Source organism: Streptomyces sp. NPDC052042 (assembly GCF_044548345.1).
Lineage (GTDB): Bacteria > Actinomycetota > Actinomycetes > Streptomycetales > Streptomycetaceae > Streptomyces.
Genome location: NZ_JBIUBU010000002.1, coordinates 449,336 through 469,654, shown reverse-complemented (window position 1 = coordinate 469,654; position 20,319 = coordinate 449,336). Strand labels below are relative to the sequence as shown.

At 71.0% G+C, this 20,319-nt stretch carries 19 protein-coding genes and 1 CRISPR repeat array; of the genes, 6 read left to right on the top strand and 13 right to left on the bottom strand.

The window, feature by feature from the left end; all coding sequences use genetic code 11:
* Window positions 1-102: 102 nt before the first annotated feature.
* The 5 genes from ACIHCL_RS07350 to ACIHCL_RS07330 all read right to left on the bottom strand — a co-directional run bounded on the left by ACIHCL_RS07350 (window position 103) and on the right by ACIHCL_RS07330 (window position 4,595).
* The gene (locus ACIHCL_RS07350; RefSeq protein WP_399857942.1) at window positions 103-1,299 is read right to left on the bottom strand and encodes a glutathionylspermidine synthase family protein; all 1,197 of its coding nucleotides are present in this window, start codon (window positions 1,297-1,299) and stop codon (window positions 103-105) included.
* A gap of 6 nt (window positions 1,300-1,305) precedes the next feature.
* Complete coding sequence (locus ACIHCL_RS07345) at window positions 1,306-1,608, bottom strand: hypothetical protein (protein ID WP_399857940.1); 303 nt, start codon at window positions 1,606-1,608, stop codon at window positions 1,306-1,308.
* A 545-nt stretch (window positions 1,609-2,153) separates the two neighbouring features.
* A CRISPR array of direct repeats spans window positions 2,154-3,038; the repeat unit is 29 nt; unit sequence GTGGTCCCCGCGCACGCGGGGGTGGTCCC.
* Window positions 3,039-3,197: 159 nt separating this feature from the next.
* Window positions 3,198-3,398, bottom strand: coding sequence for a DUF397 domain-containing protein (locus ACIHCL_RS07340; RefSeq protein WP_399857938.1), 201 nt, complete (start codon window positions 3,396-3,398; stop codon window positions 3,198-3,200).
* Window positions 3,399-3,549: 151 nt separating this feature from the next.
* Window positions 3,550-3,759 carry a DUF397 domain-containing protein gene (locus ACIHCL_RS07335; protein ID WP_399857935.1) on the bottom strand — a complete coding sequence of 70 codons (210 nt, stop codon included), beginning with the start codon at window positions 3,757-3,759 and terminating at the stop codon, window positions 3,550-3,552.
* Window positions 3,756-4,595, bottom strand: coding sequence for a Scr1 family TA system antitoxin-like transcriptional regulator (locus tag ACIHCL_RS07330; protein ID WP_399857934.1), 840 nt, complete (start codon window positions 4,593-4,595; stop codon window positions 3,756-3,758). Before ACIHCL_RS07330 ends, ACIHCL_RS07335 begins: the two co-directional genes overlap by 4 nt.
* A 110-nt stretch (window positions 4,596-4,705) precedes the next feature.
* Here ACIHCL_RS07330 and ACIHCL_RS07325 point away from each other — a divergent pair, with 110 nt between their 5' ends.
* Together ACIHCL_RS07325 and ACIHCL_RS07320 are read left to right on the top strand one after the other, a co-directional pair.
* A complete protein-coding gene (locus ACIHCL_RS07325) occupies window positions 4,706-4,963 on the top strand; it encodes a hypothetical protein (RefSeq protein WP_399858059.1) in 258 nt (85 codons plus the stop codon).
* Between the two features lie 352 nt (window positions 4,964-5,315).
* Window positions 5,316-5,897 carry a hypothetical protein gene (locus ACIHCL_RS07320; protein ID WP_399857932.1) on the top strand — a complete coding sequence of 194 codons (582 nt, stop codon included), beginning with the start codon at window positions 5,316-5,318 and terminating at the stop codon, window positions 5,895-5,897.
* A 281-nt stretch (window positions 5,898-6,178) separates the two neighbouring features.
* Here the strand turns inward: ACIHCL_RS07320 and ACIHCL_RS07315 are convergent, their stop codons facing one another.
* Both ACIHCL_RS07315 and ACIHCL_RS07310 read right to left on the bottom strand, forming a co-directional pair.
* Window positions 6,179-7,582 (bottom strand): PLP-dependent aminotransferase family protein, encoded by a 1,404-nt coding sequence (locus ACIHCL_RS07315; RefSeq protein WP_399857930.1) that lies wholly within the window; start codon window positions 7,580-7,582, stop codon window positions 6,179-6,181.
* A 184-nt stretch (window positions 7,583-7,766) separates the two neighbouring features.
* Complete coding sequence (locus ACIHCL_RS07310) at window positions 7,767-8,336, bottom strand: DinB family protein (protein ID WP_399857927.1); 570 nt, start codon at window positions 8,334-8,336, stop codon at window positions 7,767-7,769.
* Window positions 8,337-8,658: 322 nt separating this feature from the next.
* On the opposite strand from ACIHCL_RS07310, the gene ACIHCL_RS07305 reads away from it, so the two are divergent.
* Together ACIHCL_RS07305 and ACIHCL_RS07300 are read left to right on the top strand one after the other, a co-directional pair.
* Complete coding sequence (locus ACIHCL_RS07305; RefSeq protein ID WP_399857926.1) at window positions 8,659-9,171, top strand: carboxymuconolactone decarboxylase family protein; 513 nt, start codon at window positions 8,659-8,661, stop codon at window positions 9,169-9,171.
* Between the two features lie 521 nt (window positions 9,172-9,692).
* Window positions 9,693-10,427, top strand: coding sequence for an isocitrate lyase/phosphoenolpyruvate mutase family protein (locus ACIHCL_RS07300; protein WP_399857923.1), 735 nt, complete (start codon window positions 9,693-9,695; stop codon window positions 10,425-10,427).
* 116 nt (window positions 10,428-10,543) lie between these two features.
* On the opposite strand, the gene ACIHCL_RS07295 is transcribed toward ACIHCL_RS07300, so the two are convergent.
* The 3 genes from ACIHCL_RS07295 to ACIHCL_RS07285 form a co-directional block, all read right to left on the bottom strand.
* Entirely contained in the window at window positions 10,544-11,533 is a 990-nt protein-coding gene (locus ACIHCL_RS07295; protein ID WP_399857921.1) for a malate dehydrogenase, read from the bottom strand.
* A gap of 855 nt (window positions 11,534-12,388) precedes the next feature.
* Window positions 12,389-12,991, bottom strand: coding sequence for a DUF3017 domain-containing protein (locus ACIHCL_RS07290; protein ID WP_399857920.1), 603 nt, complete (start codon window positions 12,989-12,991; stop codon window positions 12,389-12,391).
* A gap of 28 nt (window positions 12,992-13,019) precedes the next feature.
* Window positions 13,020-13,880, bottom strand: a complete 861-nt coding sequence (locus ACIHCL_RS07285) for a bifunctional methylenetetrahydrofolate dehydrogenase/methenyltetrahydrofolate cyclohydrolase (protein ID WP_399857918.1) — start codon at window positions 13,878-13,880, stop codon at window positions 13,020-13,022.
* A gap of 229 nt (window positions 13,881-14,109) precedes the next feature.
* Between ACIHCL_RS07285 and ACIHCL_RS07280 the strand changes: the two genes are divergently transcribed.
* Complete coding sequence (locus ACIHCL_RS07280; RefSeq protein WP_399857916.1) at window positions 14,110-14,847, top strand: RDD family protein; 738 nt, start codon at window positions 14,110-14,112, stop codon at window positions 14,845-14,847.
* Window positions 14,848-14,952: 105 nt separating this feature from the next.
* Here ACIHCL_RS07280 and purH read toward each other — a convergent pair whose 3' ends face one another.
* Together purH and purN are read right to left on the bottom strand one after the other, a co-directional pair.
* Window positions 14,953-16,506, bottom strand: coding sequence for a bifunctional phosphoribosylaminoimidazolecarboxamide formyltransferase/IMP cyclohydrolase (gene purH / locus ACIHCL_RS07275; RefSeq protein ID WP_399857913.1), 1,554 nt, complete (start codon window positions 16,504-16,506; stop codon window positions 14,953-14,955).
* A complete protein-coding gene (purN, locus tag ACIHCL_RS07270) occupies window positions 16,493-17,149 on the bottom strand; it encodes a phosphoribosylglycinamide formyltransferase (protein WP_362630755.1) in 657 nt (218 codons plus the stop codon). Before purN ends, purH begins: the two co-directional genes overlap by 14 nt.
* 334 nt (window positions 17,150-17,483) lie before the next feature.
* Between purN and ACIHCL_RS07265 the strand changes: the two genes are divergently transcribed.
* Complete coding sequence (locus ACIHCL_RS07265) at window positions 17,484-18,482, top strand: hypothetical protein (RefSeq protein WP_399857910.1); 999 nt, start codon at window positions 17,484-17,486, stop codon at window positions 18,480-18,482.
* Between the two features lie 167 nt (window positions 18,483-18,649).
* Here the strand turns inward: ACIHCL_RS07265 and ACIHCL_RS07260 are convergent, their stop codons facing one another.
* Window positions 18,650-20,299, bottom strand: a complete 1,650-nt coding sequence (locus ACIHCL_RS07260; RefSeq protein WP_399857908.1) for a DUF6350 family protein — start codon at window positions 20,297-20,299, stop codon at window positions 18,650-18,652.
* Between the last annotated feature and the right edge of the window lie 20 nt (window positions 20,300-20,319).

Below are 20,319 nucleotides of genomic sequence, written 5' to 3'. Positions count from 1 at the left end.
AACGGGCCCCGGGTGCGGCCGGCCCCCGGGGCCCGTCGGCTGTCGGCTGTCGGCTGTCGGCTGTCGGCTGTCGGCTGTCGGCTGTCGGCTGTCGGCTGTCGGCTAGAGGATCACGTGGGGCAGGAAGCGGGCGTACTCGTCCGTCACCAGCCCCTCCGACTCCCGGACACCGAGGCCCGCCGCCTCGTCCTCGACCACCCATGCCCCGAGCACCACCCGGTTGCCGTCGAAGTCCGGCAGGGGCGCCAACTCCTGGTAGCAGCTCGGCTCATCGCGCAGCACCTCCGGGCTGCCCGGCTCATGGATCGTGACCCCGGCGCCTTCCCGGCCCAGCAGAGGCTTGACGACGTAACCGGCCCCGACGCCCGTACCGTACGTTGCCAGTTCACGCGGGCCGTCGAGGTAGGAGGCGAGCAGGTTCGGATGACCCGGGTAGAGCTCCCAGAGGATCGCCAGGAGCGCCTTGTTGGAGAGGAGCATCTTCCAGGCGGGCTCGATCCAACAGGTGGTACCGGTGCCGCCGCCGTTGTCAAGGGTGTCCAGGACGTGCGGCCCGAACGCGTCGGTCGCCAGCCACTCCCACGGGTACAGCTTGAAGCAACTGCGGATGAACCGGAGGCGTTCGTCGACGAACCGGCCCGTCAGGCGGTCCCAGCCGATCTGTTCCACGGAGAGCGCCTCTGTGTCGAGTCCGGCCTGCTCGGCGGTCTCCCGCAGATAGGCGACCGTCATCAGGTCCTCGCCGATCTCGTCGCCCTCGGAGTACGCGAAGTGCACCGGCCCGGCGGGCAGCAACGCAGCCTGCCGACGCCACGCCTCGACGAGGCGTTCGTGCAGCGAGTTCCACTGGTCGGCGTCCGGGAAGCGATCCTCCATCCAGAACCACTGGGCGCTCGCGGCCTCCACCAGCGAGGTGGGGGTGTCCGCGTTGTACTCCAGCATCTTCGCCGGCCCGGTCCCGTCGTAGCGGAGATCGAACCTCCCGTAGATGAAAGGGAGTTCGTCGCGGCGATGCCAGGACTCGGCGACCAGGCCGGCCAACCGGGGTTCGGTGATGCCGAGTTCGGCGAAGCGGTCCCGCTCCACGATGTGCGCGGCGGCGGCCAGGCACATGGCGTGCAGTTCCTCGACGACCTCCTCCAGCGCCTCCACTTCGGGCAGCGAGAAGACGTAGTAGGCGCTCTCGTCCCAGTACGGTCGCAGCGACCCGTCGGGGTGACGGGTCAGCGGGTAGACGACGCCCTGGCTCTCGACCGTCTCCTGCCAGCCGGGGCGGGGCTGTATGGTGCGGCGTTCCATACCGGTTCAGCCGCCTCCGGTGCCCGAGCAGCCGAAGCCGCCGCGCTGGACGGCCGCCTTGTCGAAACTGCCGCCCTCCACCCTGCCGTTCTTGCTCTTGCCGCCGTAGTAGTACGAACCGCCGCCGCCGCTTCCACTACTGCCGCTGCTTCCGCTGCCGCTCTTGCACTTGTAGCTGGGCAGTTGCTTGTGGGTCAGCGGATCGACGCACCGCTTGTCCGGCTCAGAACCGCAAGAGGTGATCACCGCGGCGAGCATTCCCATCCCGCCGAGCACCACCGTGCTCGACCTCAACTTACGCATGGCCATGTTTCCGTCTCCCCCGCCGTATGAATCAAGCCAGCACGACCACTTGTCAGATTAGAACCCTGCCAATGGCACCGGGAAGCGGGGGCACGCGGTCCACACCGGACCACGCACCCGCGGGGCGGCACCGCGGGGACGGCGAGAGGCGCATTCCAGGACGAGACAGCCTTGCCGGGCAACCTCGGCGTACGCCACACCCAAGCGATCCGGCAACGTCGAGTGCCAACAAACCCGCCCCGCCCCTCCCAGCCCCCAACCAGGACACACGTCCGACAACGTGATCGCCCAGCACGCCAGGCGGGAGAAGAGGGGCGAATATCGGATCCGACGACTCATCACAACGTGACTCCACGACGACAATCCCCTCCGGAGGAGGGACGCCGCCGAGTAGCCTCGAAGCCACAGCGTTTCTCAACCTCGGATATGCCTGCAGCAGCAAGGCGCGACCACACCAACAAACCGAAAGGGGCACTTTGACCCCGATGTCGCAATTCAAGGAAGTAAGTAAAAACAGCCCTCGCGCCGCCTAAACCCGCAGGTCAGCAACTGTGGTCCCCGCGCACGCGGGGGTGGTCCCCATGCTTGACACGATGATCGCCATCGGTGAAAGTGGTCCCCGCGCACGCGGGGGTGGTCCCCGGACCTCCGGAATCGACTCGTGCAAGGGGTGGTGGTCCCCGCGCACGCGGGGGTGGTCCCCCGGCCGACGCCGGCCGCTTCTACGTGGTGGCGTGGTCCCCGCGCACGCGGGGGTGGTCCCTTCGAGTCGTCGATGAACAAGGTCAAGGCGGTGTGGTCCCCGCGCACGCGGGGGTGGTCCCCAGCCGTTCTCCCAATCCCAGGTGCCGAAGGCGTGGTCCCCGCGCACGCGGGGGTGGTCCCGACTGACACCCGGTCACCGGTGGGGGCGTGCCGTGGTCCCCGCGCACGCGGGGGTGGTCCCTAGCACCACCACCACCAGCCCCGGACCCGGCGTGTGGTCCCCGCGCACGCGGGGGTGGTCCCAGTGAGAACAACGGCTATCGCACGTTCCGCGCGTGGTCCCCGCGCACGCGGGGGTGGTCCCTGCGGCCAGAGAACAACCTTCTGACCGCGATTGTGGTCCCCGCGCACGCGGGGGTGGTCCCCGAGGAGCCGGGCCGATGAGCGACCGCACACGGTGGTCCCCGCGCACGCGGGGGTGGTCCCGCGGCGAGCGGCCCCCCGTCGCCGTAGCCGGGGTGGTCCCCGCGCACGCGGGGGTGGTCCCGCGAAGGGAAAGAAGGGCACGGTGATGCCGCAGGTGGTCCCCGCGCACGCGGGGGTGGTCCCAGCCACCACGTCCAGCACCTGGTGCCACAGAAGTGGTCCCCGCGCACGCGGGGGTGGCCCCACTCGCGGAGTCGTGCGGCTCACCGGGTGGAGGTGGTCCCCGCCCACGCGGGGATGCCCGCTGTTGACCCAGCGCTGCTCGGGCTCAGGCACCAAACCCGTTTACCGTCAGGTGCTTGATGGCCATGGGTGTGCTCGGGGCGGCCAGCTGCCCCATCGCCTTCCGCACGACAGGACAGCTCCGAAACGGCGCACATTGCGCGAGATGAGGGCCAAATACCCTAGAAATCGCCTGTCTTGACGCCCGAAATGAAGGATGCGAACGCGTCGACGGAAGTGCTCAGCACCGGCCCATTCGAGCTCTTGGAGTCCTGGACAGCGATGATGCCGCGCGAGGCGGCGAGGTTGACAGCGACCTCGATACAGGCGCCACCGTTCGAGCTGTACGAGGACTTGAACCAACAGGGGGATTCGGTCGTCACAGGGTGTCCTTTCGCAACTGGTTGATCAACGCTACGGATTCCGCCTGGGACAGCGCCTCGACCTACAGCAGGGCCAAGGACGCCGCAAACCGAGATGCGCCACCATGCGACGCACGATGGGACAACCTCAACCGCTGCGCGGGCTGGGCGGTCAGACCGCGCCGAACTGTCCAGCTTTGACACCCACCACGAACGATGCGAACGCGCCGGCAGAAGTGTTCAGCACCGGACCGCTCAGGTTCTTCGAGTCACGGACGGGGACGACACCACGCGAGGCGGCGAGGTTGACGGCGACCTCGATGCAGTCACCACCGTTCGAGCTGTACGAGGACTTGAACCAGCAAGGAGATTCAGTCGTCACGGGGTGCCCTTTCGTAACTGGTTGATCACGCCCACGGATTCCGCCTGGGAGAGCGCTTCGGCCTGCAACTGATGGTAGGCCGTCAACAGCGGTGCTACGGAAGCGGTTTCCCGCTCCACATGACCTTGTGCTTGCGATTCGGCATAGGCAACAACAGACCGGTCGGCGAGCGTGAGCAGGTTGACCGGAAGGTTGAACGAGCGACGCGCTCCTATCTCGAAGGGTGACACCTGAAGCAGCCAGTTGGGGAGGGAAGCGACCTCGACCAGCCGCTGAAGCTGAGCTGCCATGACCTCCGGACCGCCCACGGCATGGTGGAGACAGCTCTCGTCCATCACCACCAGCACCATGGGCGGTCGGGGTCCCGCCAACGCCGCCTGTCGCCCCGCCAGGAACGCCACACGTTCATCCGCCTGTTCGGGCGTGATGGAACCGCGCCACACATCACCGTCAGCCAAAGCACGTGCGTACTCCGGTGTCTGGAGCAGACCGGGGATGAGCCCGATCTGGAACAACCGGATCTCCACCGCCCGGCTCTCATAGCCGACGTACTCCGGGAAGCCCTCCAGCAGTACGCCGTGCCGCATCTCGCGCCACTCGCGCTCGAAGGACGCGGTGGTCCCGGTTGCGCTGAAGGCGAGATCAGCCTTACGCGAGAACGGAAGAGTTGGCGGTTTCCGAGCAGTTTCTACAGCCGAAACATGCTGGCTGGAATACCCCACTCGTCCGGCAAGCTCCTCCTGGCTCCAGCCACGCTTCTCCCGCAACCTGCGCACTCGTGCTCCGTAGGCCGCCTCCGGGCTTGATTCGGGGTTCAGCTCCTTGCGGTTGACCACGTTGGATTCCTCTCTTCCTTCAGTACCAGCTAGTTGAAGGGAAGCTGACTGTCGGTCACGCTGGGCCGCCTTGGTAGTGGAATCACTACGGAGAGGAGTGGCCCGTGTCCATGAGGAACGGCGCCTCGAACGATCAGGAATCCCCCCACGCCCCGGCCCCGGTCCCCGGCACGCTCATGGTGGACCTATCACAGGATCGGGTCGGTGAATTCCGCGGTGAGTGGTGCGGGCAGTGGTCCCTGCGCCCCATCGGCGGCGGGGTCGAATGGACCGTCGCCCCCGAGGCCGCGCGGCCGGCCGAACCGATAGAGCGGCTGCGCGCCGAACTGGCCCGCGCCAACCGGCGTAGCCGGGGCGAGCTACTGTGACCAGGCCGGTTCCTCGTCGAGGCCGTCGCGGGTGACAGCCGGATGACCGTCCAACTCGGCGGAACTGTCCTCGCGACTCCCCGGCTCGCGCTGCGGTAGCTGCGCGGCAGGCCGTACCGATCGCGGACGGTCTGGCCCCGGAGCCGGGCACCCCGTGGATTCGCCCATACGTGTTAAGGCCCGCGCCCGCACCCACCTCACCCCCGCGCCTGTGCCTGTGCCTGTGCCCGCGCCCTGCCCGTCCTACGTCCACCCCGCACCCGCGTTCGCGGCCAGCGCGCTGATGGCCGCGTAGCCCATCCCGCCCGCCCTCGCCCCGCCCTCGCCCCACCACCGAAAGGGAAGCGCTGCCATGCCTCTCCTGGCGCCCTACGTCGCGTCGCGTTCCGCCGAACAGCCTGTATTGCGTTCGGAGTTGAAGATCGAGTTCGCCCCGGGCGGGCCTCGGCTGGTGTACCGCAAGCCGAGGCCAGAAGACCGGGACCACCACGGGAACCTATGGGTGCGCATGGACGAATCGGCCGACGGGCGGGTGCAGTACGGCCTCATGCACGTGCGCCGCCAACGCATCTGCATGGAGAACATGCTGTGCCAGGTCTGCGGCGGTCCGGCCGGGCGGGACCGGGACGGCTGGCTGTTCCTCGACTGGCGCCGCCCGGACTCGCCCCCGACCTGGCCCGAGCGGTCCATCACCTCCATGCCACCCCTGTGCGCCGAGCATGCACGGGTCTCCGTGCGGCAGTGCCCGTTCCTCCGCCGGGCGGAGTACGCCGTACTGCGCGTACGCAAACCCCGGCTCTACGGGGTCTCAGGCACCCTCTACCAGCTCACCGCCACCGGATGGCATACCTCCGACAGCAACGTGCTCTCCGCCTACGGCGAGCCCCGCCTCCCCGGCATGCTCGCCTCCCGCCTCCACCGCGAACTCCCCTAACAGCCCATCCCGCGCCCGCACCCGTGTCCCGCCCGCGTCCCAGCCACGTCCCGCCCGGACTCGCGCCGCCCCGCGACCGGGCGCGGCCGTGCCCGAGCCGCACGGAGGTTCCGGCAGCGCACGGCCCGATTCCGTGCGCTGCTGCGCCCCTCGCTCCTCGCCCCTCGGCGCCATGGCGCCACAGCACGCGACGCAGACAGTGTCGTTGCGGCCCCGGAGCGCGTCGGCAACCACCCGGAGCCATGTCGATCAACGTCCCGCACCAGACACACGGCCAAGACTCAGGCAAGAACCCGGACCAGCGCGTCCAGCGCGCCCGCCCAGGCGCTGTCGGTCGGCGTCCCGTAGCCGATGACCAGGGCGTCGCGGCCGGGTGCCGCGTCCGGGTGACGGAAGCGCGAGAACCCCTCCAGCGCGAGCCCCTGCCAGGCCGCCGCGCGCAGCGCCGACGCCTCGCCGCCCTCCGGGAGTTCGAGCACCGCGTGCAGTCCGGCGGCGATGCCGCTGACCCGGACGCCGGGGGCCCGTTCCGCCAGCACCGCGACGAGCTGGTCGCGGCGCCGCCGGTAACGCAGCCGCATCGCGCGCACATGGCGGTCGTACGCGCCGGACTCGATGAACTCCGCAAGCGTCAGCTGCTCCAGCGCGCTCGACGACCAGTCGCTGATCCCCTTCGCCTCGACCACCTCCCCCACCAAGCGCTCCGGCAGCACCATCCACCCCAACCGCAGCCCGGGTGCCAGCGACTTGCTCGTCGTACCCAGATGCACGACACATTCCGGATCGAGCCCCTGAAGGGCCCCGACCGGCTGCCTGTCGAAGCGGAATTCGCCGTCGTAGTCGTCCTCCAGGATCAGCCCGCCCGTGCGGCGTGCCCAGTCGACCGCCGCGGCCCGGCGGTCGGGATGGAGCGGTGCACCCGTCGGGAACTGGTGGGCCGGTGTCAGCAGCACGGCCCCGATCCCGCGCATCCCGTCCAGGTCATCGGTCCTGGCCCCGGATTCGTCCACCGTGAGGTGCGGGATGCGCAGTCCGGCGTCCGTGAGCAACCGCCAGTGCACGTCCAGTCCGTACGACTCGACGGCCACCTCGCGCACCCGCCGTCTACGCAGCACCGTCCCCATCAGTTTCAGGGCGTGCACGAAGCCCGCGCAAATGACGATCCGTTCCGGGTCGGTGTACGTGCCTCGCACCCGGGCGAGATAGCCGGCCAGCGCGGTACGCAGTTCCACGCGCCCGCGCGGATCCCCGTACCCGAAGGCGTCGTTGGGGGCGGCAGTCAGGGCACGCCGGGACGCCTTGAGCCATGCGGCGCGCGGGAAGGAGGAAAGGTCCGGCGAACCAGGCATCAGGTTGTGGGCGGGCCGGGAGCGCACCGGCCGGGACGGCGCCACCCGGGCGGCCGACCGGCGCGGCTCGGCCCGCCGCGCCACCCGGGTGCCGGACCCCTGACGAGCGGTGAGCCACCCCTCCGCGACCAGCTCCGCGTATGCGTCGGCGACGGTGTTCCGGGCAATACCGAGGTCGGCGGCGAGGCTGCGGGAGGACGGCAGTTGGGTGCCGGGGGTCAGCCTGCCCGTGCGCACGGCCTCGCGCAGGGCGTCCATGAGCCCGGCCCGCGATCCCGTCGAGCCCTTCGTCTCCAGGAGGAGGTCGGTCCCGAAACCGGCCCAGGAATCCTTCATGGAAACGCACCCTATCGCTGGGCCATTCCGCTGAGGGGGCCGCCTTCCCGAGGCGGCCCCCGAGCAGAGGCGGCCCCCGAGCAGAGGCGGTCCCTTGAGCAGAGGCGACCCCCTGAGCAGAAGCGATGGGCTGACCGTGAAGGCCCGGCCGGGTGTCAGCGCCCTCGGAACGGGATGCTGCTCGTCACTGGCCCACCCTGCCGTCGATGCATTCGCGCAACAGGTCGGCGTGCCCGCAGTGTCGGGCGTACTCCTCGATCCTGTGGACCATCAGCTCCCGAACGGCGATCCCGTCCTTCCCCGCGCGCTCGCCCAGGTCCGCATGCTCGGCCAGCACGGCGTCGGTCGCGGCCTGCTCACGCTCCAGATCGCGGAACGCGGTGTCGACCACAGTCGGCTCGGCGACGGCGCCGTCGAAGTCCGCGTCGCGCGCGCCGTACAGCTTCGGCAGCGGGTCACCGTCGGTGATCCAGTTGCGCCAGTCCCGTTCCACCTCCGCGAGATGCCGGACCAGGCCGAGCAGCGACATCGTCGACGGCGGAACCGACCGGCGGGCCAGTTGCTCCGCATCCAGGCCCTCGCACTTCATCCGCAGCGTCATGCGGTAGTTCTTCAGGAAGTCCTGCAGCGTCGCAAGCTCCCCCTCCGGGCCGGGGCCCTCGTTGTCACGGGGGTCGTCGTCCGGGTCGACCCACATATCGGGGTAGACCGTTGCCTGGGTCCATCGCGCGCGTTGGTCAGTCATGCGCCCCATGCTCGTCCGCGACGGACCGAACACGCTACCGAGTTCTGGCGAACGAGAGAACGGCGCGAGGAGGGGGCCAGGCCCTCGTCGGCGACACCGCGCTCAGGGCCGCACGGCCCTTGCTGGTGCCGGACGGACCGGAGTGGAACACCTCGGACGGCCCGGGACCCCTGCCGCAGGGCGGTCTACGACTTCACACATCGTTGCTCAGCCTTGAGAGAAGCGATCGCCCCGGAAGGCGCCGCGTAGATGCCCAGCTCCGGAAGTGGCCCATGAGTCCATTGCGGAAATGGACCATATGCCTGCGCCATCTTCCCGTAACGTCGTCCCCATGACGACGAACGAAAACGCCCGCCCGGCCTCCGAACTCAACCCCGAGCACACCCCCCGCGCGCACTGGGCCGAGCTGGCGCCCGATGTCTACAAGGCCATGGTCCGGCTGGACGCGGCGTCCCGCAGGGGACTCGATCCGGTCATCGCGGAGCTGGTGAAGATCCGCGCCTCCCAGCTCAACCACTGCGCGTTCTGCCTCGACATGCACTCCAAGGACGCCCTGGCGGCCGGCGAGTCCGTCCAGCGGATCATTCAGCTCAGCGCGTGGGAGGAGTCGCGGCACTTCTACACGCCCAAGGAGATCGCGGCCATCGAGCTGACCGAGGCGATGACGGTGCTGACCGACGGGTTCGTCCCGGACGAGGTGTGGCAGAACGCCGCCAAGCACTTCGACGAGGCGGAGCTGGCCCATCTGGTCGCCGCGATCACGACGATCAATGCCTGGAACCGGTTCGCCGTGACCACCCGCATGGTTCCCGGCCACTACCAGCCGGGAGACATCAAGCACTGACACGCGCCGACCGGCACCGGCCACCTCCGGCAAGCGGCTGAGCGGCACCGACCAAGTGCGGTCCAGGCCCGTGCGCCTCTCCTCGCGCGGGCCTCACATTCCGTTCCCGGCGTACGCAGCCGTCGTACGCGTCCGGCGTACGCGTCCGGCGTACGCGCCACCGACGTTCGCGACGCTGGACGCTACCCGCGTACGCGCCCCGCTCACGCGACGCGGTCACTCCGCCGGTCGCGCGCCTCTCGTGTCTCGCTGTACCTCTGCGCGGATTGCGCGCCTCGTACGCCCTGCGCGTCCTGTGCGCGTCGCGCGCCCGCTGACCTAGCATCCCCCGGCAGAGGCCCGGCGCATCCCATGGCCTCGAACCCGCCCGTGGACGGAGACGTGCGCCGTGTTCCGCTCATGCCCTGGACACCCCGCACGCCCCGCATGCATCGCACCCGTCTGCATCGCACGCGCCGCACGCATGGCCCACACCGCATGGATCGCACGCCCCTGCACGGACCTTCCCCAGGAGTCTCACGATGACCGCGTCAGCCTTTCGAGCCCTGCACCTCGACCGTGCGCCCGGCGACCCTCTGGTTCTCCCCGGGCCGTGGGACGCGGCGAGCGCCCGCGTCTTCGTCGAGGCGGGCTTCCCCGCGCTCGCCACGCCCAGCGCCGGAATCGCCGCCTCACTCGGCCACGAGGACGGGAAGACTCCCCCCGACGAGATGTTCGCGGCCGTGGCGAGGGTCGTGCGCGCCGTGCCGGCGACCGTGTCCGTCTCGGCGGACGTCGAGGCCGGGTACGGGCTGTCGGCCCCAGAGCTGGTGGAACGCCTCCTGGAAACCGGCGCCGTCGGCTGCAACCTGGAGGACTCGGTCGGCGGCGTCCTCGTCGACGACCAGCAGCAGGCGGACTGGCTGGCCGAGGTGCGGGCGGTCGCCGGTGACCGGCTCTTCGTCAACGCACGCGTCGACACATATGTCCTCGGCGTCCCGGACGGCACGGACCAGGAGGCGGAGACGGTGCGCCGTGCCCGCGCGTACGTGGCGGCGGGCGCGGACTGTGTCTACCCGATCCTGGCGCCGCCCGAGGCCCTGCCCCGGTTGGCCGCCGCCATCCCGGGCCTGCTCAACGCGGTCGCCCTGCCCGACGGGCCGACGCCGCGCCGCCTGGGGGAGCTGGGCGCCACCCGGATCACGTTCGGCCCCGGGCTGCTGCACCGGGCCATGGCCGCCGTCCGCGACATCGCCGACGAGTTGCTGAAGGGCTGAACGTCCGGCCCATGAACACGACCGGCCCGTTCCGCATCGCATCGGAACGGGCCGGACCCGAACGAACCCGAATGAACCTGAACGGATCAGATCAGAACGGATCAGATCGGATCAGCTCAGATCAGGCCGAGCTCGCGAACCGCGTCGCGCTCCTCGGTGAGCTCATTCACCGACGCGTCGATGCGGGTGCGGGAGAACTCGTTGATGTCCAGGCCCTGGACGATCTCGTACTTGCCGTCCTTCGTGGTGACGGGGAAGGACGAGATGAGGCCCTCCGGCACACCGTAGGAGCCGTCCGACGGAATGGCCATGGAGGTCCAGTCACCGGCGGCGGTGCCGTTGACCCAGGTGTGGATGTGGTCGATGGCGGCGTTGGCGGCGGAGGCGGCCGAGGACGCGCCACGGGCCTCGATGATCGCGGCACCGCGCTTGGCGACGGTCGGGATGAAGGTGTCGGCCAGCCACGCCTCGTCGTTGACGACCTCGGCGGCGCTCTTGCCGGCGATCTCCGCGTGGAAGATGTCCGGGTACTGGGTCGCCGAGTGGTTGCCCCAGATGGTCAGCTTCTTGATGTCGGAGACGGCGGCACCGGTCTTGGCGGCCAGCTGAGAGATCGCCCGGTTGTGGTCGAGGCGGGTCATCGCGGTGAAGCGCTCGGCCGGTACGTCCGGAGCGGCGGCCTGCGCGATGAGCGCGTTGGTGTTGGCCGGGTTGCCGACGACGAGGACCTTGATGTCGTCCGCGGCGTGGTCGTTGATCGCCTTGCCCTGCGGCTTGAAGATGCCACCGTTGGCGGAGAGCAGATCGCCGCGCTCCATGCCCTTGGTACGCGGGCGGGCGCCCACCAGCAGGGCGACGTTGGCGCCGTCGAACGCCTTGTTGGCGTCGTCGGTGATCTCGATACCGCGCAGCAGCGGGAAGGCGCAGTCGTCGAGCTCCATCGCGGTGCCCTCGGCGGCCTTCAGCCCCTGCGGGATCTCCAGGAGACGCAGGCTGACCGGCACGTCCGGGCCGAGCAGGTGGCCGGAAGCGATGCGGAAGAGCAGTGCGTAGCCGATCTGGCCGGCTGCGCCGGTCACGGTGACATTCACGGGAGTGCGGGTCATGGCGATCTCCGTTAGACAGCTGGCGGTGGGGGTTCCTCGCCCCGGGGGGGCGGACATCCCTGAATCTTGATGTGAAGAGATATCCAGCGGTCAGGCTATCCGACCCGGAACCACCTGGCCGTTCGGCCCCCTGTGGCACCGCGCACAAGCCGTCACGCTCTGCTCATCCGGCCGCCACCCGCTCCCCCACCGGGGTTACGCCCCGGCAGCTTGTGCGTACGCGCCCCGTCGTTCGTTCATCCCCGCATCGCCGCCCGTGCCGGCGTCACCCTGCGCACCTGCGCACGCGCATCGCCGACCGAACCCGCTCGCCCCTCCGCGCGGCTCGCTGTCCGAGCGCCCGTGCGGTCCGTTCGCATCCGTGCCCGTTCGCCCGTGCGGCCCGAAATCACCCGCGCCCGCGTGGTCGTCCGCGCCCGTGCCGCCCCTCCGCGCCCGGATCCACCCGCCCCCGCATCGCGTGTACGCGTCGTACGGCGGGATCCAGCGCCGTCCAGAGGCTGTGCGGAACGGGACCGGCACCGTTGCGCAGCGATCACACCATGGCGGAATGGTCACTTCCGTGCCACAGGGCTCAGGGTTTCCTTGAACGGCTCCATGCCGTCCACGAGGCTGAAGCCAGGGCGCGGGCAAGGCCGCTCGATCGAGTCGCCACCGCGCGGAACAGGCATTCCGTCGGTCCCCGCCCGCGGTGTCCGTCCTTCTTCGGGGGAAGGGACGGGCACCGCGCACCGCGCACCGTGGTGTCGCTGTCGTGCGGGAGCCAGGCAGACGGGGCCCAGCCACGGCACGGCCGGACGGGGCCCAGTCTCAATGCGGCCAGCCTCAGTACGACCAGCCTCAGTGCGGCGGGAGTCAGCGGATCGTGAAGTGGACCGCGTCCTCCAGGAACGGAATGTCCAGCCACGGCTTGGGCTGGGCCACCAGCGCGAGCATCACGATGAGGAAGCCGAGGACCCCGTACGTCACCAGGTCGGTGAAGCGGGAGCGGACGGCCAGCATGCCGACCGACGGGACCACGAGCCGCAGCACCGCGCCACCGAGGAGGGAGGCGCCGATCAGGATCGTGCCGATCCGGAACGCCTGGGCGAACGGGTCGACGGCCACGATCAGCAGCCCGAGACCGGCCACGCAGAGCACCGAGAGCAGCGGCCACTGACGGGCGGGCGCGGGAGCGTCACCGGGCGCTGCCCGGCCGCCGCCTTCGGGGCGCGCGGTGTCCCGGGTGAACAGGGGAAACCTCCGCGACCGACCGGAACCGCCACGTGCGGCACCCGCCGCGGCGTCGGCCTGTTCACCGGAAGCCGGGGCCGTCGCACCTGAACCGGAAACCGAATCGGAGCCCGAACCGGAACCGGAGCCGGTGTCACCGTGCTTGTCCGATCCGGCTTCGTTCGACATGCCCTCGGCCGCCGCCACGGCATCCGCCTCGGTGGCCGGGCTCGTACCAGCGCCCATGGGGTTCCTCCGCATCGGGTCGGTCGGGTCAGGCGGCGGACGCGGCGCGCTCGGCCGCCTCGACCACGTTGACGAGCAGTTGGGCGCGGGTCATCGGACCGACACCGCCCGGGTTCGGGGAGATCCAGGCGGCGACCTCGGCCACGCCCGGGTGAACGTCCCCGATGATCTTGCCGTTCTCGTCCCGGCTGACGCCGACGTCGAGCACGGCCGCGCCCGGCTTCACGTCCTCGGGCTTGATGATGTGCGGCACCCCGGCCGCGGCGACGATGATGTCGGCCTGCTTGAGGTGCGCGGAGAGGTCCTGCGTGCCGGTGTGGCACTGGGTGACGGTGGCGTTCTCGGACCTGCGGGTCAGCAGCAGCGGCATCGGCCGGCCGATCGTGACGCCGCGGCCCACGACCACGACGTGCGCTCCGTTGATCTCCACGCCGTGGTGGCGGAGAAGCTGGACGACGCCCTGCGGGGTGCACGGCAGCGGGCCCGTCTCGTTCAGCACGAGCCGGCCCAGGTTCATGGGGTGGAGACCGTCGGCGTCCTTGGCAGGGTCCATCAGCTCCAGGACGCGGTTGGTGTCGATCCCCCTGGGCAGCGGCAACTGCACGATGTAGCCCGTGCAGTCGGGGTTGGCGTTGAGCTCGCGTACGACGTCCTCGATCTCCTCCTGGGTGGCGGTGTCGGGAAGGTCGCGCTGGATGGAGCCGATGCCGACCTCGGCGCAGTCGCGGTGCTTGCCGTTCACGTACCAACGGCTGCCCGGGTCGTCCCCGACGAGCAGGGTTCCGAGGCCAGGGTTGACGCCCTGCGCCTTGAGGGCCGCCACGCGGACGGTGAGATCGGACTTGATCGCGGCTGCGGTGGCCTTGCCATCGAGAATCTGGGCGGTCATGTCCCCATACTCGCGGATGACCCCACCCGCATACCAATTCCAGGTGGCTGGAAATCGTTGTCATGTCTCGCTTGAGCAACATCCACCTGCCGCGACTGGACAAACTTACGTTCCGCTTATAACGATTAATTCCGCTGTGCCGCAGTAGTACCGGGGGGCGGACCACAGAGCTCTTCTTTCCTCCGTGCGGCCGCATCGTCCCCATTTGCACGTTGGAGGAACTCCCCAGATGAGCTTCGGCGACCCGAACAACCCCTACGGGAAGCAGCCCGGCCAGCCGCCGCAGGGACAGCCGGGATACGGCTACCCGCAGCAGGGCGGCGATCCCCAGCAGGGTCAGCCCGGTTACGGCTACCCGCAGCAGCCCGGTCAGCCGCAGGGACAGCCCGGTTACGGCTATCCGCCGCAGGCCCCGGGCACGCTCCAGGCCAACAACGGCTACATCAACGTGCCGAACCTGGGCACGGTCCAGATCGCCACGATGGGGCTCCGCCTGGGCGCGCGCCTGATCGACGGTCTGGCCATCGGTGTGGTGTACGGCATCGCCAGCGCGATCGGCCTGGCCGGCGCCGCGGGCCTCGCCGAGAGCGCCGAGAACTGCGGCAGCTCCCTGGACCCGGGCTACCAGTCCTGCATGAACGACGTCGGCGGCGGCTTCATCGCCACCATGTTCAGCATGATGCTGGTCCTCGGTCTGATCACGCTGCTCTACGAGTGGCTGATGATCTCGCTGGTCGGCGCGACGCTCGGCAAGATGGCCCTCGGCCTGCGCGTCGTCAAGGAGAACACCGGCCAGAACCCGGGCCTCGGCGCCGGCTTCATCCGCTACATCATTCCGGTCGTCGGTGCCTTCCTCTGCTACATCGGCACCATCCTCGTCTTCCTGTCGCCGTTCTTCGACAACTCCGGCAAGCTGCAGGGCTGGCACGACCGTGCCGCCGGCACCCTGGTAATCAAGAAGAGCTGACATCGGGAAGCGATGTCGTGCGGGCGTGCCGGGCACGCCCGCACAGCCGAAGGGCCGGAACTCCTCGCGGAGTTCCGGCCCTTCGTGCTGAGCGGAGGATCGGGCTCAGTGGAAGAAGTGGCGCGTGCCCGTGAAGTACATCGTCACGCCCGCCTTCTTCGCGGCCTCGACGACCAACTCGTCACGGACCGAACCGCCCGGCTGGACCACGGCCCTGACGCCCGCGGCGGTCAGGATCTCCAACCCGTCCGGGAACGGGAAGAACGCGTCGGAGGCCGCGTACGAGCCCCGTGCGCGCTCCTCGCCCGCCCGCTCCACGGCCAGCTTCGCGGAGTCGACGCGGTTGACCTGCCCCATGCCGACGCCGACCGAGGCGCCGTCCTTGGCGAGCAGGATCGCGTTGGACTTGACGGCGCGGCACGCCTTCCAGGCGAAGGCGAGCTCCTTCAGCTCGTCCTCGGCGAGGGCCTCGCCGGTGGCCAGGGTCCAGTTGGCCGGGTCGTCGCCCTCGGCCTGGAGGCGGTCGGTGACCTGGAGCAGCGCACCGCCATCGACCGGCTTGACCTCGACCGGGGCGGCCGGGGCGTCGGGGCAGCGCAGCACACGGATGTTCTTCTTGCGGGCCAGGACCTCGACCGCGCCGTCCTCGTACGCCGGGGCGACGATGACCTCGGTGAAGATCTCGGCGACCTGCTCGGCCATGGCCACGGTCACCGGACGGTTGACGGCGATGACGCCGCCGAAGGCCGACAGCGGGTCGCAGGCGTGCGCCTTGCGGTGCGCCTCGGCGACGTCGTCGCCGATCGCGACGCCGCACGGGTTGGCGTGCTTGATGATCGCGACGCACGGCTCGGCGTGGTCGTACGCGGCCCGGCGCGCGGCGTCGGTGTCCGTGTAGTTGTTGTACGACATCTCCTTGCCGTGCAGCTGCTCCGCCTCGGCCAGGCCGCCGGAGCCGGAGGTGTAGAGCGCGGCGGGCTGGTGCGGGTTCTCGCCGTACCGCAGGACGTTCGCGCGCTCGTACGTCGTGCCGAAGAAGTCCGGGAAGCCCGAGTCGTCGGCGGCGGCGTAGTCGGCGGCGAACCAGGAGGCCACGGCCACGTCGTAGGCGGCGGTGTGCTGGAACGCCTCGGCGGCCAGGCGCTTGCGGGCGGCCAGGTCGAAGCCGCCCGCCCGGACCGCGGCAAGGACGTCGGCGTACCGCGCGGGGCTGGTGACCACGGCGACCGACGGGTGGTTCTTGGCGGCGGCGCGGACCATGGACGGGCCGCCGATGTCGATCTGCTCCACGCAGGCGTCGGCGGAGGCGCCGGAGGCGACGGTCTCCTTGAACGGGTAGAGGTTCACGACCACCAGGTCGAACGGCTCCACACCCAGCTCGGCGAGCTGCTCGCGGTGGGCGTCCAGGCGCAGGTCCGCGAGGATGCCGGCGTGGACGCGCGGGTGCAGCGTCTTGACGCGGCCGTCGAGGCACTCGGGGAAGCCGGTCAGCTCCTCGACCTCGGTGACGGGCACTCCGGCGGCCGCGATCCTCCCGGCGGTGGAGCCGGTGGAGACGAGCTCGACACCCGCCTCGTGCAGGCCACGGGCGAGGTCCTCCAGTCCCGTCTTGTCGTAGACACTGATCAGGGCGCGACGGATGGGCTTATTCACCGACATGACCGAGATGAACCTTTCGTCCCTCAATGCGATAGCCGTCGCGGGCGAGCCGCCGCACGGCCTCGACGAGCAGCTTGCGCTCGACTTCCTTGATGCGTTCATGGAGGGCCGCTTCGCCCTCCGCCGTGTCCTCTTCGGTCACCTCGACCACGCCCTGCGCGATGATCGGACCGGTGTCGACCCCGTCGTCGACGAAGTGGACGGTGCACCCGGTGACCTTCACGCCGTACGCGAGCGCGTCACGCACCCCATGGGCACCGGGAAAGCTGGGAAGCAGGGCGGGGTGGGTGTTGATGAACCGGCCGCCGAACCGGGCGAGGAACTCCTTGCCCACGATCTTCATGAACCCCGCCGACACCACCAGGTCCGGGCGGTGCTCGGCCGTCGCGGCGGCGAGCGCCGCGTCCCACTCCTCACGCGTGGCGTGATCCTTGACCCGGCACACGAAGGTCGGCAGCCCGGCGCGCTCCGCCCGTTCCAGACCGGCGATGCCGTCGCGGTCGGCGCCTACTGCGACGACCCGCGCGCCGAAGCCCTCGGGGTCGTCGCCGATGGCGTCGAGCAGGGCTTGGAGATTCGTTCCGGAACCGGAGACCAGCACGACCAGGCGGGCCGGTGCGGCGGAAGGGGGCGGGGAGGCCACGGCTGGGCCCTTTCTCGCGTGATGGAGCAGCCGGCAGGGGGCAAACGACGCTGAGTTTGTATGGTCGTACGAAAGAATCGTGCCCCTCGACACGGGGAACTCTACGAACGGTCGACCGTCAGCAACGATACCGGGCGTCGTGCAGGCCCCCTCGGGACGGGGCGAGGGACCGCACATCCCTCGCATATCGACCGCCGCTCGGGCCGGGGCGCACGGCCCGGCCGCCGAGCGCGGCCGCTCCCCGCTTTCCGCCCCTCCTGGCCGGGAGGTAGCGTCAGGGGTCAGGGAACCGCCCGAAGGGCGGAAATGACGAGATGGGGAAGACGTTCACCACATGACGGACCGACGCCGCCACACCGGCTTCCACCACTCGTCGCAGCCGTTGCCCGGGGCGACCTCGCTGTCGGCGCGGGCGCTGCGCGGGGCGGCCTCACCGTCGGCGCTGCCGCTGTCCGCGCTCGGTGCCCCGCTGCTGCGCGAGGACCGCTCCGCCCCGTCCTCCGGCCGCGCCGATGACAATCCGTTCGCCGCGCCGCCCGAGGGCCGCCCCGAGCAGCCCTGGCAGCCCCGCCACCCCTCGAACGCCGACGACGGCCGGGGCGACGACGGCGCGGGGAACGCGGACGCGGGCAAGGACGGCGAAGGCGGCGCCTCCGGAGACCGGCCGGCGTGGGGCGGCCAGTGGAGCAGCCGACAGCCGGGCCGGCAGGGCGGCGGCTTCGGTGGACGGCCCGGCGGCCAGGGCGGGTCGAACGGCCAGGGCGGGCCGAACGGCCAGGGCGGGCCGAACGGCCAGGGCAGCCCCCAGGGCGGCCCCGGCGGTCTGCGTTGGGACCCGACCGATCCGGCCCAGCGGCGCGCACGCTACGCACTGCTCGGCGGCATGTGGGCGTTCTTCTTCGCGCTCTTCGACTTTCCCGAGATCTCCCTGCTGCTCGGCGCGCTCGCGGTGTACTGGTCGATCAGCGCGCTCCGGGCCAAGCCGAAGGGCTCCTCCGCCCCGAACACCGCCGGAGCCGCCCGCTCCGCCTCGTCCACCGGCACCCCGGCCGCCGGCCCCCTCCAGGGCCCCGGTGCCGGGCAGGCCGCGGAAGCCGGTTCCGCTACCGGCGCCCCCGCCTCGGGCTACGGCCGGCAGCAGACCACAGCCGCGCTCAGCGGTCTGGTGACGGCCCTGCTCGCGCTCTCGATCGTCGCCACGACGTTCACCGTGCAGCTCGTCTACCGCGACTACTACACCTGCGTGAACGACGCGCTGACCAAGTCCGGTCAGCTGGCCTGCAACGACCTGCTGCCGAAGCCGCTGGAGCCCTTCTTCGGCATCCAGGGCTGAGACGGCCGAGGGCCGCGGCGCCAGACGGCATCGAGGCCGGGGGCGCCGCGGGCTTCGAGGCCGAGGGCGCCGCGGGCTTCGAGGCCGAGGCGGCGAGGACCGGGCCGGTCCGCCGCACCGGCTCGGGGCCCGTCCTCCGCACGGCCCGGCCGGGCCACGGCTCCGCTTCACCCATGTCCCGGCGGTCCGGCGTCTCCCGTAGGCCGGACCGTCCGTTCGTGCCAGGGGTCGGTGGGCAGGAAGTCGTACGGCTCGAAGTCCCCGTCGCCGCTCCCGTCCTCCCCGCCGATGGTCACGGTCCGGCGGCGTGCGGACGCCTTCGCGAAGACCCGGGCGGGCGTCCGCCGTGCCGCCCTCGGGCGCATCGGCGGGGCCGGCACGGCGGACGCCCGCCCGGACGGCTCCTCCTCGACCGCCTCCCGTTCCGCGACCGCCGCCTCCCGCACCCCTCCGGACGCACTCGGCCGGCTCCGCCGTCCCCACCCGCGCAGCCTCCAGGCCCGCAGCAGCAACGCCCCGGGGACGCCCAGCACCGCCGTCCACGCCACGGCCGCCGCCCCCGTAAACCACCACACCGGGCCGAACACGGCGAGCGCGCGGGTGCCGAGCGGCCCTCCCGCGGCGGCTGCCAGCACGGCCGTGGCCAGCCCGCAGCCCAGTGCCCCGCACCCGGCCGTCAGCGCGGTCGTCCCCGGGCTCCACGCCGCCCCCGTCCCGGGCCTTCCCCCGTCCCGGGCGGGAGCCGCCCGCCGCACCGTGAACCAGGCGACCACCACTCCGGCGGCGACCGGGACCGCCCCGGCCGCCCAGTTCGCCGCCGTCCCCGTCCCCGGGTCCGGTACCGCGGCGAGCAAGGGGAAGACCGGTTGCGCCGGACGCCCCTCGAAGACGAACGGGGTGACCGTGGACGCCGTACCGAGCGCGAAACCCGGGCCGAGCGCGTACGCGGCACCCCACACCGCCGCGTTCGGCACCAGGACCAGCGCCAGCATCAGGACCGAGACCCGGCCCGCCCAGCCGCCCGAGAGCTGGACGAACGACCGCTGGGCCTCGTCGGCGTGCCACACCAACCCCACGGCGACGAGCAGCGCGCCGCCGCCCAGCAGCGCCACCAGCCCCGCCGCCGCGGACCGGCACGCCGCCGCGGCGCACTCCCGGAACCGGGAACGGGCCACGATCTCATGCACGCGCACCGGCACCCAGTACGGAAACGGCCCGACCGGGCGTCCGCACGCCGCCCAGACACCCGCCGCCGCGGCACCCGCCACCACCACAGCCGCGGGGAAGAACAGCGACACCGCGCGCACGGACGGCGAACCGCCCAGCGCATAGAGCGCGACCGCCGATCCCACCACCATGTACCCGCCGGTGACCAGGCCGAACGCCGACACCACCGAAGGCGCCGCACGCCCCTCATCGGCCTCCAGAGCGTCCCGGGCCGCGCGGTGCACCAGCCACACCGGCACCACGGCGAGCAGCAGCGGGACGAGGCCGACCGGGGCCGTCCCGCCGAGCGTGCTGGTCCTGACCAGTTCGGCACCATGGGCGAGCAGCCAGATGCCCGCCGCCGTGTGGAGGGCCCCGGTGAGACCGTCGTCGGAGCCCGGTGAGCTGACCCACAGGACCAGCACGAGCACGGTGAACGCGCCGAGCCCCAGCCCGGCGGCCAGCCCTCCGCGCAGGAAGGTGAAGGCCAGCGCGGCGGAGCGGCTCCGTATCGCGAATCGCCTCCCGGCCTGTCCCGCGCCCTGCCCCTGGATCTGTTCCACGGCCTGCTCCGCCGACAGCGGCGCACCGTCTCCGGTCACGTGCGTCACGCCATCATGCTGCCAACGAC